Origin of the sequence: Vibrio sp. Vb2880, assembly GCF_033337975.1 — a bacterium.
GTDB lineage: Bacteria > Pseudomonadota > Gammaproteobacteria > Enterobacterales > Vibrionaceae > Vibrio > Vibrio alginolyticus.
Map to the genome: position 1 here is coordinate 163,601 of NZ_JAWORT010000002.1, position 16,019 is coordinate 179,619.

General features: G+C 43.2%; 11 protein-coding genes and 3 pseudogenes. 5 read left to right on the forward strand and 9 right to left on the reverse strand.

What is annotated here, in order from left to right; all coding sequences use genetic code 11:
• The first annotated feature begins 18 nt into the window (after positions 1-18).
• Together R7M92_RS02660 and R7M92_RS02665 are read left to right on the forward strand one after the other, a co-directional pair.
• Positions 19-1,035: an adenosine deaminase gene (locus tag R7M92_RS02660; protein ID WP_318132634.1), complete on the forward strand. Its 1,017-nt coding sequence runs from the start codon at positions 19-21 to the stop codon at positions 1,033-1,035.
• A gap of 126 nt (positions 1,036-1,161) precedes the next feature.
• Positions 1,162-1,635: a peroxiredoxin gene (locus R7M92_RS02665; protein WP_005373699.1), complete on the forward strand. Its 474-nt coding sequence runs from the start codon at positions 1,162-1,164 to the stop codon at positions 1,633-1,635.
• A 50-nt stretch (positions 1,636-1,685) separates the two neighbouring features.
• Here the strand turns inward: R7M92_RS02665 and R7M92_RS02670 are convergent, their stop codons facing one another.
• From R7M92_RS02670 to yghU, 3 genes are all read right to left on the reverse strand, one after another.
• Positions 1,686-2,093 (reverse strand): SPOR domain-containing protein, encoded by a 408-nt coding sequence (locus R7M92_RS02670; RefSeq protein WP_005373701.1) that lies wholly within the window; start codon positions 2,091-2,093, stop codon positions 1,686-1,688.
• Between the two features lie 212 nt (positions 2,094-2,305).
• On the reverse strand, positions 2,306-3,475 hold the full coding sequence (locus R7M92_RS02675) for a D-alanyl-D-alanine carboxypeptidase family protein (RefSeq protein ID WP_318132746.1): 1,170 nt from the start codon (positions 3,473-3,475) through the stop codon (positions 2,306-2,308).
• Between the two features lie 1,183 nt (positions 3,476-4,658).
• Positions 4,659-5,516, reverse strand: coding sequence for a glutathione-dependent disulfide-bond oxidoreductase (gene yghU, locus R7M92_RS02680; protein WP_005373705.1), 858 nt, complete (start codon positions 5,514-5,516; stop codon positions 4,659-4,661).
• Between the two features lie 253 nt (positions 5,517-5,769).
• On the opposite strand from yghU, the pseudogene R7M92_RS02685 reads away from it, so the two are divergent.
• A pseudogene (locus R7M92_RS02685) lies at positions 5,770-5,880 on the forward strand (dihydrofolate reductase); the annotation flags it as partial.
• 73 nt (positions 5,881-5,953) lie between these two features.
• On the opposite strand, the gene R7M92_RS02690 reads toward R7M92_RS02685, so the two are convergent.
• From R7M92_RS02690 to R7M92_RS02700, 3 genes and pseudogenes are all read right to left on the reverse strand, one after another.
• A complete protein-coding gene (locus tag R7M92_RS02690; RefSeq protein ID WP_318132636.1) occupies positions 5,954-7,408 on the reverse strand; it encodes a sucrose-6-phosphate hydrolase in 1,455 nt (484 codons plus the stop codon).
• A gap of 31 nt (positions 7,409-7,439) precedes the next feature.
• Positions 7,440-8,363 carry an aminoimidazole riboside kinase gene (locus tag R7M92_RS02695; protein WP_318132638.1) on the reverse strand — a complete coding sequence of 308 codons (924 nt, stop codon included), beginning with the start codon at positions 8,361-8,363 and terminating at the stop codon, positions 7,440-7,442.
• A 165-nt stretch (positions 8,364-8,528) separates the two neighbouring features.
• Positions 8,529-9,967, reverse strand: a pseudogene (locus R7M92_RS02700) (sucrose-specific PTS transporter subunit IIBC).
• Between the two features lie 235 nt (positions 9,968-10,202).
• On the opposite strand from R7M92_RS02700, the gene R7M92_RS02705 reads away from it, so the two are divergent.
• The gene (locus tag R7M92_RS02705; protein ID WP_009698245.1) at positions 10,203-11,189 is read left to right on the forward strand and encodes a LacI family DNA-binding transcriptional regulator; all 987 of its coding nucleotides are present in this window, start codon (positions 10,203-10,205) and stop codon (positions 11,187-11,189) included.
• A gap of 63 nt (positions 11,190-11,252) precedes the next feature.
• Here the strand turns inward: R7M92_RS02705 and R7M92_RS02710 are convergent, their stop codons facing one another.
• Positions 11,253-12,626: a carbohydrate porin gene (locus R7M92_RS02710; RefSeq protein ID WP_318132748.1), complete on the reverse strand. Its 1,374-nt coding sequence runs from the start codon at positions 12,624-12,626 to the stop codon at positions 11,253-11,255.
• A 721-nt stretch (positions 12,627-13,347) separates the two neighbouring features.
• Positions 13,348-14,706, reverse strand: coding sequence for a PLP-dependent aminotransferase family protein (locus R7M92_RS02715; protein WP_318132642.1), 1,359 nt, complete (start codon positions 14,704-14,706; stop codon positions 13,348-13,350).
• A gap of 161 nt (positions 14,707-14,867) precedes the next feature.
• Here R7M92_RS02715 and R7M92_RS02720 point away from each other — a divergent pair, with 161 nt between their 5' ends.
• Complete coding sequence (locus R7M92_RS02720) at positions 14,868-15,476, forward strand: LysE family translocator (protein ID WP_318132644.1); 609 nt, start codon at positions 14,868-14,870, stop codon at positions 15,474-15,476.
• Positions 15,477-15,624: 148 nt separating this feature from the next.
• On the opposite strand, the pseudogene R7M92_RS02725 reads toward R7M92_RS02720, so the two are convergent.
• A pseudogene (locus R7M92_RS02725) lies at positions 15,625-15,950 on the reverse strand (transposase); the annotation flags it as partial.
• Between the last annotated feature and the right edge of the window lie 69 nt (positions 15,951-16,019).

The following is a 16,019-nucleotide window of genomic DNA, read 5'->3' on the forward strand; positions in this document are numbered from 1 at the left end:
ATACACATAAGGTGGAATATGAACGCATTTATTCAAGGTCTTCCAAAAGTAGAGCTGCACTTACATATCGAAGGTTCACTTGAGCCGGAACTCTTATTCAAATTAGCAAAACGAAACGGCATCGAGATCCCTTACTCTTCTCCGAGTGAACTACGCAGCGCATATCAGTTCACAGACTTACAATCATTTCTCGACCTCTATTACCAAGGAGCGGGAGTTCTGCGTACTGAGCAAGATTTTTACGATCTCACTTGGGAATACTTACTGCACTGTAAAGAAGACAACGTTATTCATACCGAAATCTTTTTTGACCCTCAAACACACACAGAACACGGCATAGACTTTGACACTGTTATCAATGGAATCGCTCGCGCGCTAAAAGATGGTCACGAAAAACTTGGCATTACCTCGCAAATTATTGCGTGTTTTCTCCGTCACCTTTCAGAAGAGAGCGCCATAGAGACCCTACAGGCTATTCTGAAACACCGTGATAAGATCATTGGTGTTGGACTAGATTCTTCAGAACAAGGTCATCCGCCAGCTAAATTCAAGCGCGTATTTAAACAAGCAGTAGAAGAAGGCTTACTTACCGTTGCTCACGCAGGTGAAGAAGGCCCCGCACAAAATATTAGCGATGCAATTGAAATGCTTTACGTGAGCCGCGTGGATCACGGTGTTCGCTGTGTTGATGATGAAGCATTAGTTGAATCCTTAATCGAAAGCCAAATGCCACTGACAGTGTGTCCGTTATCGAATCTTAAGCTATGTGTATTCGACGATATGAAAGATCACAATATTGTGGATTTGCTACGAAAAGGTGTCGCCGTAACGATTAACTCAGACGATCCTGTGTACTTTGGTGGCTACATGACGGATAACTTTCTGGCCGTCAACAACGCACATCCAATGAGTAAGAGTGAACTTGCCCAATTTACAATGAACGCGATTGATGCCAGCTTTATCGATAACGAGTTAAAGGCGAAATATCGTCACCTTGTTAGCCAATACGTAAACCAGCACGAAGCGTTGCAATAAAGGCATCAGTGCCACGCCTTAGGTCAAACGCGTAGGTATTAAAACCCTACAAAAACTCTGTGGTTAACCGCATTTATAAACGCTAGACTGAGAAAGCTAAACTAGCACACAAAAAGGAATATAATCATGATTCAACAAGGCCAAGCTCTACCAGTTGCAACTCTAAGTGAGTTGACTGCCGATGGTATGGTTAACCACGACGTTACAGAACTGTTTGCGAACAAGAAAGTCGTACTCTTTGCTGTACCTGGCGCATTCACCCCTACCTGTTCAGAAGCTCATCTACCAGGCTATGTGGTATTAGCTGATGAGCTAAAGGCAAAAGGTGTTGATTTAATTGCGTGCGTTTCTGTAAACGATGCATTTGTGATGCAAGCGTGGGGCGAAGCTCAAAACGCTTCTGAGATTCTGATGTTGGGTGATGGCGACGCTAGCTTTACTAAAGCATTGGGTCTTGAAATGGATACAGGCGGCTTTGGTGGTATTCGCTCACAACGTTACGCGATGATCATTGAAAACGGCACAGTGACTAAGCTTAACGTTGAAGAGCCAAAAGAGTTTGAAGCAAGCAAAGCAGAAACGATTTTAGCGGCGCTTTAAGCTTACTCCTAAATACAAAAACGGAAGCCATCGCTTCCGTTTTTTGTTGGCTAACGCATTCTCACAACACTCGTTTGTTGCTTACGCTGCATTTCCGCAAAAGTCAGCACAAACGGGGATGACTGCTTTACACGGCTTGGTAATGAAGAAAGCGCATTGTAGGCATCCTGTTTCGTTTTAAAATCACCAACAGTTACCGTATACCAACGCGTGCCTCGGCTGTTTTTCCAGTTAACCCAAACCGGATGCTTAGGATCGATATAGCGAATATAATCTTTCACATCTTTTTCTTGCTTTAGCGCGAGTACCTGCATCGTGTAATGGTTTGGGTTTAAATAACCATATGCATCCTGAGAGGTCATGACTCCAACACATTGGCCGCTATCGACCTCCTGCTGGTAAGGCATAGCGCAGCCCATGAGCGATAAAATCAATGTCAAAGATAAAATCTTGTGCACGTGTCACTCCATTCTTGTTCTAGTTTCTTTTCTCTCGCACCCAAAAACACAAAACGCTCTTGGTCAGGTAAAAACACACCCTTACAAGAAGGCCTGCGTTTTAACGCAACGAGTATTCCAAAAACGTAAGGCGACCACGTTGGTCGCCTTAGTAAACTGATTTAATAGAAAATTAACAAGATAGAGTGATATAGACAGAAGTTCGCTACTGTTTAGAACCAGCTAGCGACCAATTGCTTAAACCAGTCTAAAATTCGCTTGAATAAACTGCCTTCCTCCACGGACTCCAATGCAACGAGCTCGGCTTCATTTACGACCTTACCGTCGACTTTGTAAAGCACTTTACCAACCACTTGTTGCTCAGAAATTGGCGCAACTAAATCACCGTTGTATTCAACTTCCGCTTGCAGCTTTTTTACATCTCCCTTTGGCAAAGTGAGATAAACATCGTTAGCTACGCCGACAGTAAGCTCGTCTTTTTCGCCCATCCAAACTCGAGCTTTCGCAAGTTCCGCACCCGCATCAGTCGGCATTACCGTATCGTAAAAGCGGAAGCCATAACTCAACAGCTGCTTGCTTTCTGATTCACGAACATTCTCACTCTTCGCTCCCATCACTACGGCAATCAAACGCATATCACCTTGTGTTGCAGAAGTCGCTAGACTATAACCCGCGCCGCTTGTATAACCAGTTTTCATGCCATCGACATTCATACTACGATCACGAAGCAAGCCATTACGGTTGTATTGAGTGATGCCATTGTAAGTAAACGAGGTTTCGCTATACAGCGGATAGATATCAGGTAAGTCACGAATAATCGCTTGGCCCAACTTGGCAATATCATAAGGTGTCGAATATAAACCGTCACTGTCTAGGCCGTGAGGGTTGGTGAATGCCGTGTTAGACAATTCAAGCTTGGCGGCCCAACTATTCATCAAACTCACAAACCCTGATTCACTTCCCGCAACATGCTCAGCAATAGCGACACTGGCATCGTTACCAGATTGAACAATCAGACCACGGTATAAGTCAGACAAAGAAACGGAAGTATTGACTTCAATAAACATTTTTGAAGAATCTGGGAAATTTTTTGCCCAAGCATTTCGGCTGATGACAACATCATCATTCAACGTAATATTGCCTGTATTAATTTCTTGACCAGCTACATAAGCAGTCATCAACTTCGTTAAACTCGCGGGGTTTAAACGTTTGTGGGCATCACGTTCAACCAGTACTTTCCCCGTATGGAAGTCCATCAAAACATAACCACGAGAACTGAGTTCCGGCGCATTTGGCACAACTGAAGGCGCAGCATAAGCCAACGAGGATACAGCAGCGAACCCTGTAATTAACACTGTGTGTAATATAGTACTTTTTCTCATCATGACATCTTATCTTAGTAGCATTTAAGGCTTACAAACGGTACCCGAATGAATTCAAAGCGCGGGATTACCTAGTTAAAAAACGAGTATATTGAAACGGCGCTCAGTTACAGCCACCTTGTTACGATTGGTTACTTTTACTCAATGTTTGTCGAAAATAATGAGAGGTAGGTAGAGCTTTCGTCTTGAAGAATGAAACAGGAGCGAAAATAATTCCGTAACGCTATGTTTTTTGAGAGGGGAGAAAAAGCGCGCAAGTCAATTCAGGGAGTAAGTTGGTATAGGAAAAGTAGTTGAGCTTTTATCCATATCTAAATAGGAAACAACAAAAACAATCAACAATAAGCCCGGATAATTATTTACCAAGAAAACATATTGAAAACGCATCATAAAATCGTAATTAATTATCGATAAATTTAAAAACCTAATATTATAATTTATGTAAATTTCATTTATTATTAAACTGGAGAAAAATACAGCTTTCCTTTTTTAAAACTAAGAGACGATTTTTTCGATGTTTTTAGGTTTATCTCATCAGAGAACTTGGTATAACAGTGAGGGATAAGGCATCCGGACTTAGCGCGAAAGGATAACCCACTGTTATTTAAGTTCACACGCTGCTTTTTAATGACTAGAGACTTTAAACTGCGGTTACCTTCGGTTTGTGCGGCTATTCTTTGACGTATCCCAACCCAGTACGACTCAAACGACGACATCATACATATCCTCTTTCATGATATAAGCATTAATAATTAAACATCGCTAAAAGCTAAGCTTGTCTTAAATAAAAGTACTAGAAATTAATTTTATTTCTTCAAAACAAATCAACCCGCATATTCCACATAAATTCAGTGGTCATGTCAAATATTAATTATCATTAATTTTATTTATAATGGATATAAAATCAGTTTATAATTTTTAAATAATTTAATTATTAGAAAGCAGTATGACCAGTCCATATTTAACATGGAAATATGAGCTTTGTTTTGCATCATAATATATAAATACATTAAAGATTCATCTACGAACTAAATGCTCTTCAAGAGGTGATATAAATTAGCATTTCGAGACTAAATGAGAATAAAAATAGCGCACCGTATATGGTGCGCTATAGATTTGATTAAGGTCACTGTATAAGCATAGATAAAACTAAACTCATTTGACGTAGCTAGGCCAAGATTACTTATGGTTTAAGTTTCAATACTTTATCAATATCTTCTGCGCTGTGGCGCTCAGGTAACTGCTCCCATTCTTCACCCCATGAACGGTTCACAATTCGACCACGTTTTACCGCTTCACGCTCATCAATTACTTTTGCCCAACGCACAACGTTTTTGTAGCTTTCTACGTCTAAGAATTCAGCCGCATCGTAAGCACGACCCAACACAAGGTTGCCGTACCATGGCCATGTTGCGATATCAGCGATGCTGTACTCATCGCCACCTAGGAATTCATTGTTCGCAAGACGCTTGTCTAATACATCTAACTGACGTTTTGCTTCCATTGTAAAGCGGTTGATTGGGTACTCGAACTTCTCTGGTGCGTACGCGTAGAAGTGACCAAAACCACCGCCTAGATATGGCGCAGAACCTTGCAGCCAGAATAACCAGTTCATTACCTCAGCACGCTTAGCGCCTTCTTTTGGTAAGAAATGATCAAACTTCTCTGCTAGATAAAACAAGATGTTGCCAGATTCAAACACGTTCACTGGCTCAGAACCCGAACGGTCAACCAATGCCGGAATTTTAGAGTTTGGGTTAACAGCCACAAAGCCAGAGCCAAACTGGTCGCCATCGCCAATCTTAATCAGGTATGCATCGTATTCTGCTGCCGTTACGCCAGCCGCCAAAAGCTCTTCAAACATGATCGTCACTTTCTGACCATTTGGGGTACCCATTGAGTAAAGTTGGAATGGGTGCTCACCAACTGGAAGCTCTTGCTCATGACGTGCGCCAGAATCCGGACGGTTGATGCTCGCCCACTGACCGCCGTTTTCATTATCGTTTGTCCAAACTTTTGGTGGAATGTATTCGTTAGCCATTGTTTTCCCTTATTGTGTTTGAATGCATCTTCAAACTGACGGGTCTTACGCGCCAGCAAGCATTATTAACATCACCTCTTCGCCAACTGCGATTAGGCATACTCAAGATATTAGGTCGAATTCGCCAAATAAAAGTCCTGCAATCTCTTTTAGTTAGAACCTTTGGTTATGGGATTTTCTTTCACGCTATAAGTAAAAACGTCGCGATAATGTGAACTAGGTTCGAGATGCCAACGATGAGTAAGCTACACTCGGCGGCGCACCTCTATTTGGGGATTTAGAACAACCGCTAAACTTCAAAGTCACCAAGAGTGAAGTTGTTTTGGATACTTTAGTTCAAACGACCTACGTGCGTGAAAGATAATCTACCTAGGTATTTTGAACAAAAAACGCCCTTCACTAAATCAATGAAGGGCGTTTTAATGTATTCGAAACCGTTACTTAGCTGATTCAAACAAACCCGTTATACCTTTCAAAGGGAAAAGCCTTGCTTGTTCCAACCCTATCAACGTTACTTTACTAAGGTCATCAATAAAGAAACGACTGGTCATCGTGTGTTTGCCGCCATTAATGAAAATCTCGATGACAGAATTGTCGATATACATCTCAATCGTCTGCTTAGCGTCCAATCTTGGTGCTTTTCGAATACCACCAAATTCTTCTGCGTACAAATGAGACATGTGACGACGGTCCAGCATAAACTCGTGCTCTGTCGCACTAAAGACGATGTTGTCACCTTTGAGGTTACTCAGCTCAAGTTCAAAGCCATCGCCCTCAAGGTCTAATTGGATCAAACAACTTGTGCTTTCCAGTGTATGGGATTGTGCAAAGACCACCTCTTCTTTTCTTAAACTCTTCAGCTCAGGGAGCGGAGCTTGAACAAGAAAACCATCTTTCAACGTTAGTTCTCTAGGAAGAGACAACATTCCTGCCCACTGGTGTGTGACCAATGGCGTGTCGATTTCTGGCAACCCTATCCATGCAATAAGAATGCGACGCCCATTCTCATCTAAATAGGTTTGTGGGGCGTAGAAATCAAACCCATAATCTGGCTGTAAAATATCTTGGTGGTTTTCTAAAGTCATCGACTCTAGGTTCAACTGATCACCCACGATATATGCGACAGAATAGATGTTTTTGAAATCATAAGGATTACTACTGCTCACGCCCTGTGGAGAAAACAGCATCACCGATTGACCATTAATCTCAAAGAAATCAGGACACTCCCACATGTACCCAAGGTCAGAAAACTTGGTCTTGATATGACCTTTATGCTGCCACGTTTTCAAATCTTTGCTTTGATAGAGCGCCATTGAACCATGCTCGGTTTTGGTTTGAGCACCCACCACCATCAAATAGTCGTCGCCTTTCTTCCAAACTTTTGGATCACGAAAGTGCTCCGTGTAATGTTCGTTCTCAATGACCACACCATGCTTTTCAATGTTGCCATCTGAATCCATGGTGGCAAAGCACTGTGTTGAAATTCGATTCCAGTTTTGGTCACGCTTATTACCAGTAAAAAACAGCAAAGCCTTGTTGTTTTCCACCAAAGCACCGCCCGAATAGACACCATGTGAATCGTAGTCTTGGTCGGGATGAAGACCCACACCATGATCAGTAAAATGGATGAAGTCTTTAGTAGAAAGGTGGTACCAATACTTCATTCCATGGACTGGTCCCACAGGCGTCCACTGGTAAAAGATGTGGTGCTCACCATTAAAATAGCACAACCCATTTGGGTCATTTAACAGCCCAAATCTAGGGGCGATATGAAAACTAGGAAAGCCTTTATCTTGCTGACGTGAAAGTGTCATTTCTTCGATATCACACTGAGGGATTTGCTCAAGTCGGCGATATCTTTGCTCTACAGTCCAACGGTTGTTTAAGCTCATAATTTTTCTCAACTGAAATTGGATCTGAAGGTCATTGCCCAATAAATTGCAGCAACTCTGCCTGGGTCGGAAGCGCGGTCATTGCGCCTTTTTGCGTCGTCGCTAATGCACCACAGCCATTTGCCCATTGAATCGCAGAGCTAACAACAGGATGATTTTTCCAATCGTCATACCGAGACAGGCATGCCAGTAGCCCTCCGACAAAAGCATCACCCGCACCTGTGGTATCAATCGGACTAACGACTTGACCTGTGATCAGTTCACTCTGACTTTCAAAGACGCGCCAAACACCTTTCGCACCTTGTGTCACCAAGACCAAAGCAATATTCAAAGAGGCTATTTGTTTTAAACCTTGCGCCATCGATGTTGAGTCAGTTAAGAACAAAAGCTCTTCTTCAGAGAACTTAACCACATCAGCCATCGCTACAGCCTTCATCACGACAGCTTGGATTTCTGATTGATCTTGCCACACTTCATCACGCAAGTTAGGGTCAAAGCTAATAAAACCACCAGCGGCTTTTGCTCTTTTGATCGCCTCAAACGTGCTGCTTCTACTTGGCTCATTTGCCAGTGAAATAGAGCAAACGTGTAGCCAATCACCTTGCTTAAAGTTAGGGATGTCTTCAATAGACATAAACTGATCAGCGCTCGGTTTTACCATAAACGTAAAGCTGCGTTCACCTTGATCATCTAAATCCACCACAACTGTTGATGTTCTTTGCTCTGGGTCTTTAACGAGAAACTCCGTGCTCACGCCCTCTTGATCGAGCGTTGATTGCATGAATCGACCAAATGGGTCATCACCTACACGTCCAAAAAACGCACTCTTACCAGATAGACGAGCAATAGCTACGGCGACATTCGCTGGTGCACCACCGGGACATTTGAGTAAAGAAGTCTCAGATTCCGGTATTAGATCGACAACAGCATCACCAGTTACCCACACTTGATTCATCTTGCTTACCTTGAAATTAAAGCCCTGATAGTCCAACGTGTTGAACACCTTCACTACCAAGTAAAAATTGAAAAAGGCTAGCCAAGCCATTAGTGCTTGGCTAGCATCCCAAACATTTAGGAAAAGAAGTGGATTTTGGGGGACTCCACCCCTAAGGAGTTCAGATTAAGCCGCTGCTTTTCTACCGACTTTAGCGCGGTCACGCATACCAAGAACAATGGTGAGAACAAATGCGGTCAAGAACGCGATCACCATACCCGCGATGTAGTACCCAATCTTCTCTGGCGTAATGGAAATGATGCCTGGAAGACCAGCTGCGCCCAATGCCTGAGCTTTCACATTAAACATTGTGATGAACGCACTTGATAACGCCGCAGCGCAAACTGCCGCAATAAATGGGTAACGTAGTTTTAAGTTAACACCAAACATAGCCGGTTCTGTAATACCCAGCAAACCCGTAACACCAGATGGAATCGCAATACCTTTCATCTTCTTATCTTTGCTCATCACGCCCACCGCCAACGCTGCTGCACCTTGAGAAACGTTAGACATCGCCGCAATAGGAAAGATAAAGGTGCCGCCCGTCGTCGCAATATCCGCAAGAAGTTGCGTTTCAATCGCAATGAAGCTGTGGTGCATACCAGTAATAACAAATGGAGCATAAATAAGACCAAATACCGCACCACCAACAAAGCCAGCAGTGTTGTATAGCCAGTTCAGACCATCACCCAATAGGAAACCGATATCACGCGTGAACGGACCGACGACAGTAAACGTTAGCAAACCCGCTATGAAAATCGCCAGTAATGGCGTTAAAAGGTTGTCTAAAACAGAAGGTATGACTTTACGTAAGCCTAGCTCAACCTTCGCAAGAATGAATGCCGATACCAAAACCGGTAACACCGAACCCTGGTAACCCACTTTTTGGATTTCAAAGCCAAGAATATTCCAAACCGGAATGTTGCCAGACACAGATGCGCCGCCGAACCCCCAACCATTCAACAAATCAGGGTGAACCATCAACATACCTAACGCCGCCCCTAAATAAGGGTTACCGCCAAACTTCTTACTGGCTGAAAATGCCAACAGGATAGGCAGGTAAACAAACGGCGCGTTTGCAAACGTGTTGATCATGTTCGCCAAGTCTGTCAGTCCTGGGTTGGCATCAATCAAAGATTTTCCATCAATGAACAAGCCTTGGGCAGTCAATAGGTTATAGATACCCATCAACAAACCGCCAGCGACGATTGCTGGAATGATTGGAACGAAAATATCAGACAGCCCTTTCACCGCGCGCTGAACAATGTTTTGTTTCTCTGCGCCAGCAGACGCAACGTCGTTGGTGGACATTTCACTCATCCCCGTCAACTTCGCCATTTCTGCATAAACTTGGTTTACGATGCCTGATCCAAAAATGATTTGGTACTGACCCGCAACTTTGAACTGCCCTTTTACTCCTTCAAGGCTATCAATCGCTTGTTCATCTATTTTTTGCTATCTGCAACGGCAAGGCGTAAGCGTGTCGCACAATGCGCAAGTGCGGTGATGTTGCTTTTACCACCTAATAGAGTTAACAACTCTTTTGCTACTGCCGGATAATTCATTTCATACCCCATTGGATTATTATCTGAGCTTGCGAAACTTTCGGGAACGTTTGCAAAACAGATTTTTGCTCAATAAAACCAAATGATCAAAGATAAAGCAGAGAGAATGTGAGAATGATCGTCAAATTCTCTCCCTAAGAGCAGTATAGGAGGTTAGAATCGCTACTTATCAAAGAGCTTTTCATCTTCTCTTTGCAAACAATCCCAAAAACGAAAAACAGAATGGATAGGAACAATGGCGAGTCTGCATGATGTCGCCCGTCTGGCTGGCGTATCAAAATCAACAGTGTCACGGGTTATAAACGATGAGTATGGCGTAAAAGAAGCGACAAAACAGAAGGTCCGCCAAGCAGTAGCGGAGTGTGGCTATGTGCCGAACCAAGTCGCTAAAGATCTAAAATCTCAAAAGACCAATCTGGTTGGTGTCATTGTTCCTCGGGTTTCCTCTCATGCCACATCCCAAGGTGTCGATGGATTAACCGATGTCCTTGAAAAAGCCGGGAAACATGTCTTACTTGCTAGCACTCACCAAGCCCACGAAAAAGAACTGGAGTACATTCAGATCTTTAACCAAAAACGGGTTGAAGGGATCATTCTTTACGCCACCCACCTCGATTCCAAGCTGGTAAAAGCAATTCAAAACTCAGCCGTTCCAGTTGTGCTCGTCGGTCAAGATGGTTCCATGTTTAATATTCCAAGCATCATTCATGATGACGCACGAGTAGGGTTTGAAGCGGGAAATAGACTGGTTGCAAAAGGTTGCCAAACCATGGGTTTTATTGGTGTGCAAGGTGACGATATCGCGGTAGATAAGCAACGCTCTGAAGGATTTGTTCAAGCGCTACAACACCATGGTTTTGAGCTCGCCTTCCATGCTCGTGGTGACTTTACAATCGATTCTGGCTATTCATTGGCAAAACAACACTTAACAAAGAACCCTAAGCTAGATGGCTTGTTCTGTGCGACAGACCGTATTGCTATCGGTGCGATGAGAGCGATTCAAGAGCTCGGGTTAACACCGGGTAAAGACGTTTTAGTGCTAGGAGTTGGTGATGATGAGCTCGCATCAGTGTGCACCCCAACCTTATCAACATTTAACTATGCATTTGATAAAGCAGGTGAAAATGGTGCGAAACTGCTACTAGATAGAATTGCCAACAGAAGTTTTGAAATGAGTAAGATGGTACTAACCTTCAAAACAATTGAGCGTCAGTCCTGTTAATGAAAAAGCGCCAACTGAAATCAGTTGGCGCTTTTCTTATTACTCTTTGTCGGTTAGATCCCTTTAGAACCAAGTTTCCATTTGCAGTGCAAACAGAACTTCACCACCATCACCCATCGTTGCAGCGCCCGCATCCTGGCTAATCGAGTAGCCATTCAAGTCTTCGCCCCAATCAACGTAGCTAACTGCAAAACGTAGCTCCGGGCGGTCAAAGAAACCTGCAGCGGTAGACATCTTAAGCGTTGGTGCAATTGTCGCTTTGTAGAAACTGCCACTTGCTTTATCAATCGCATTGTCTAGGTCCATGTATTGGTATGAGCCTTCATAAACCATCTCGAAGTTCTGCGTAAACTCTTGCGCTAAGCGGATGTTGAACGATGCCCACGTAAATTCATCATTTTTAGCAAAGCGATCTTGGCTGTGTTCTGCTAGCAACGCAGGTGCTACACGCCAGTTGTCGCCGATGCGTGTTACACCATAACTGAACAAGCGTACGGCTTTTGCGTCTTCTAGCAAATCACCGTTTGAACCAATGCCTTTAAGTTCTGCACCCAATCCATCACCCATCAAAATACCAGTTTTAGAGAAGCCTTCACTCATGCCAAAGAAGGTATCGCCATGGTAGGCAAACATCGCATGTAAACCTTTGTCCGCTGCGCCTTCTACGCGATCATTGTTATCAGCAGACGTCATGCCGCTCAGCATCAATTGCCAATTACCGAAGCGGTTGTTCATTGTCGCGATATAGTTTTCAACATCTGTTGACGAGCTATCAATCTCACCAAAATCACGACCATAGATCGAGAAGTTTGCTTTCCACGAATCGCTCATTTGGACGTCATACACACCAGCACCAGTACCAGATAAGAAAACAATATCCGAGTCAAAGAAGTGAATGTCAAAGTTATCACGGTCAAATCGTTTACCAGCCCAAAACGTCGCGTCAGCAAACGCACTTGATTCAGAGAACATGCTCAACTTGTTTAGCTCAGCATATACCTGACGAACGTTTAATTGACTCTCGCTCGCCGTCCATTCGTTATTGGTTTCCGTACTATCTGCCAACATGATTCGGAACAAAGCGCTAGAGCCATCATCTGCAAAACGTTTGTGAATAAGGTTTGCTTCCACATAATGATCATCCTCTACCCCTAATCGCCCAACTGGAGCGCCAATAGCACCAGCTGCCGTCATGTAAGGACCAGTACCCACTGCACCATTCAGATCGTCATTAATCAGTAGCCCGGAACGAGCGTAGCCATGAAACTCAAAGCTTGAGGCTTTCTCATTTGCTTCTGTGGATGCTTTTTCTGTCTGCTCAAGTCTCTGTTCTAATTCATTAATTCGCTTTTCAAGAGCGTCAACATCTGTTGCTGCGAATGCAGGTGCAGTAACCAGTCCAAGCGCTACTGCCATCGTCAAAGTGTGTAGTTTCATTTCCATAGTCTCACGTAAATTTATACTTAGGCATATTGCAAACGTTCCCAAGAAAAATCGCAAACTTATGGTGACTTTAAATGTCCATCTAAAGACTGAATTTGAGAGCGCTCAGACTCAGAGCGTCTCTACTACTTGTATCAATGATGGCGATAATATATAAACTTTTCGGGAACGTTACCGTTAAGAGGCCATTTTGTTACTTCTATCACGTTCAATTGTGTTACTTACAGAAAAATCATTAACCAGCGCACATTTGAATTAATTGTTAGCGCTAGAGGAAGTAGTTTGAAGGTGACAGGCTACAAGGAAGGAGTTTAGTGTTCATTTGAGAGAATAGTGCTCACTCGCTTCTCTATGCTCCTTGATGGTAACTCATCTCTATTTATTGATGAAAAGTAGCAGCTAAGGTTGAACGTAACTAAGAGCGAAGCGGATCTCGATACCTTGGTTCAAACGACATGAAAGGCAGTTAAGGTCCTTAACTTTCGTGAAGAGCGTTTTGTTATTCTAGTCCAAGCTAACGAAACTCATTTTTGGACAAAAATGAGTTAGATTTCTTGCTCAAACTCACCGATCTAGGATTAGCAACACTAAACCATATTTTCTAGCAGCAAAATGTAAGACCTGACTCCATCGTGTTTTGTAGCTACGAATGCTTATATCCCACTGCCTAGTGGTGCTTAGTTAGGCAGTGAATAATCAATATGAGCTATGAAGTTTAAGTGAGCCTTGTGATTTGGTCTCTGACGATATCTAGAGCTGATTGCAATTGTGGGCGGCTTAATGGACCTGCCAGTGATATCCTCACTGCTGCCGGCACTTCATACCGACCCACAGCAAACATTTCCGCTTCTCTCACTCTGACCCCATGTTTCAACAACGATTGGTTAAAATGATACCCTGTTAACGGCTCTGGCAAAGGTAGCCAGACATTGTAGCCAGGAACGCCGATATGGATTTCGGGAAATACAGTCTTCCAGATCCGATGACGAGCACTGAGTTCCATCGCGATCTCTTCATCTACTGCCTGCATAGCTCCACTGGTTAGCCAACGACATACCAGGTCGATGATTAGAGGGCTAACATACATACAACTGGCTCGTAGCGCACGTTGCAATAAATCCTTAAAGGGTAGTGGCAAAATGATAAATCCCAGTCGTAATCCCCCTGCGAAGTACTTAGAAAAACTGCCCACGTATAAGGTAATATCTGGAGCGATAGCAACTAAGGGACTCTTTCGATCAGGCGGTGGGCAGTAGAGAACATCGTCCTCAATAATCAACACATTGTAACGACGACATATCTCTATGATTTTTAGTCTTCGGCTATCCGTTAACTGAGCTCCGGTCGGGTTCTGTATTCCCGGCGTTAGATAAAGCAGTTTTGGGCGATGCCTCTTACAGTGCAAAGCCATATCTTCTGGATCCAATCCATGTTCATCGACTTTTACTGGCACTAGCTTTCGTTCGGATTGCTGACATGCATAGATGAACTCTGGATAACACAGCCCTTCAGCAAGAATTGTATCTTTAGGGCGGCTCAGAGATTGAATAATCAACGATATCCCGTGTTGCCCTCCATGAGTCCAAACTAGACGCCGTGCATCAATATCGATATTGAATTTGGTCATCAGCCATTGTCGAAGAGTCTCGTTATGACCCTGAATGCCATCAGCGGAGTAGTAATCCAGCACGGCTGCCTGCGCAATTTCCTCGTGTGATAGCTCTTTCAACGCATTCGCCAGAAATTTCGGCTGCGATAATAGCAAAGGTCGGCAACGTGCCAGATCAATGCCTTTTTCTTCCAATACCGGATGATAAAAGTGGTTCAGTTCAGTTTCTCTGTTACGTACATAAGTACCGCTTCCTACTTTTGGTTCCGTTAAGCCCCTCCGCTCTAGCTCCCTATATGCCCTCGTCACCGTTCCAACCGTCACACCTAAGCGATAAGATAAAATACGCTGAGGAGGTAATTTCGTATCTGGTTCGAGTTCACCACTCTCTATCACCTCTGCAATCGCTTCAGCCAGTGCCATAAACTTAGGTCCGGAACGACCCGATATATCAGGGACTAACATTGTCTCTCTCCGAAGGGGTACAATTAATTCTTGTATTCAGGATAAATAAGGCCTGACGAAAATGAAATCAAAGAATTGTCACCATGACGCATTAACTGTAGGTCTCTCTCACTTCATCCCTTTATTCTTGGCTTATCAGCACTAATTTGAGAAGAAAAGAAATGACAACATTATGGGAACTCACTCCAGCGATGAGTTTATTTGCGTTTGTCACCGCCATAACACCCGGCCCAAATAATTTATTGCTCGCCAACTCTGGGGCACAATTTGGTATAAGGAAATCATGGCGACACCTAATTGGTATCCGTATTGGCGTAATAGGGTTAATTCTGCTTTGTGCGTGTGGTGTCGGTGTAGCCCTCCAGACTCATCCAAGTTGGTATCTAGCCATAAAATACATCGGTCTGGTTTACATGTTCTGGCTGATGATTAAGCTGCTATGTACCAACCCTTTCTCGGGCGAACCCACTAAAAGCAAACCAATCAACGTAACTCAGGCTACGTTGTTTCAACTGGGTAATATGAAGGCTTGGATGGCATCACTTGCTTTGGTCACAAGTTATAGTCTCCCTTCTAACTATTGGTTCTCTGTTACATTGATTACTTTCGTGTTTACGACATTCGGACTGTTTGCAAATATTACTTGGGTCTGGATTGGTAAAAAAATTCGTATTTATCTCAATACCGTATTAAGACAGCGCGTGTTCAACATCAGCCTAGCGACGATCACATTCATATCATTGTTACCAGTTTTGGGGCACTCTGCCTGAATGGCAAAGATTAGAATTTTGTATGCCTAAAAGTGTAGATTATCTAAATTCGGATTTTGAATTGTAACGCACTTCGGGGCAAAAGTGTGTTTCAGTTCTTAAATGGGGAAGTGTTTTCCTCATATTCCTCAACCAATACAGCTAGCCTTTCAAGTTTACAAATTAGTCTTATATTTGCTTTATCGAAAGGCATTGAGGTTACTTACCTTGGCGAGATTTTTTAAAGTACTCAATACCGTGTTGTAAGCGAAATTCAACACTTTTACTGTTTCCCTAACGCCAGAACTATTCGTTGACATATCGACAATTTTTTCTTTTTCATCTGGCTTGCAGGCTTCGTAAACTTAATCGAGCTGAAAGCTCTTTAGACACTCGATACATCTGGAGCGAGGAAAGCCAGAATGCCCTTTTCCATGTTCACGAACGGGCTCTAGTTTTATTATAGAAACGACATTGAACTTGGATAGTAACCATGAGTTAAAAAACATCAGAAATCAGGTGGCTATATTAACATCTATCAACCGATTTGAGTTATGACCAATA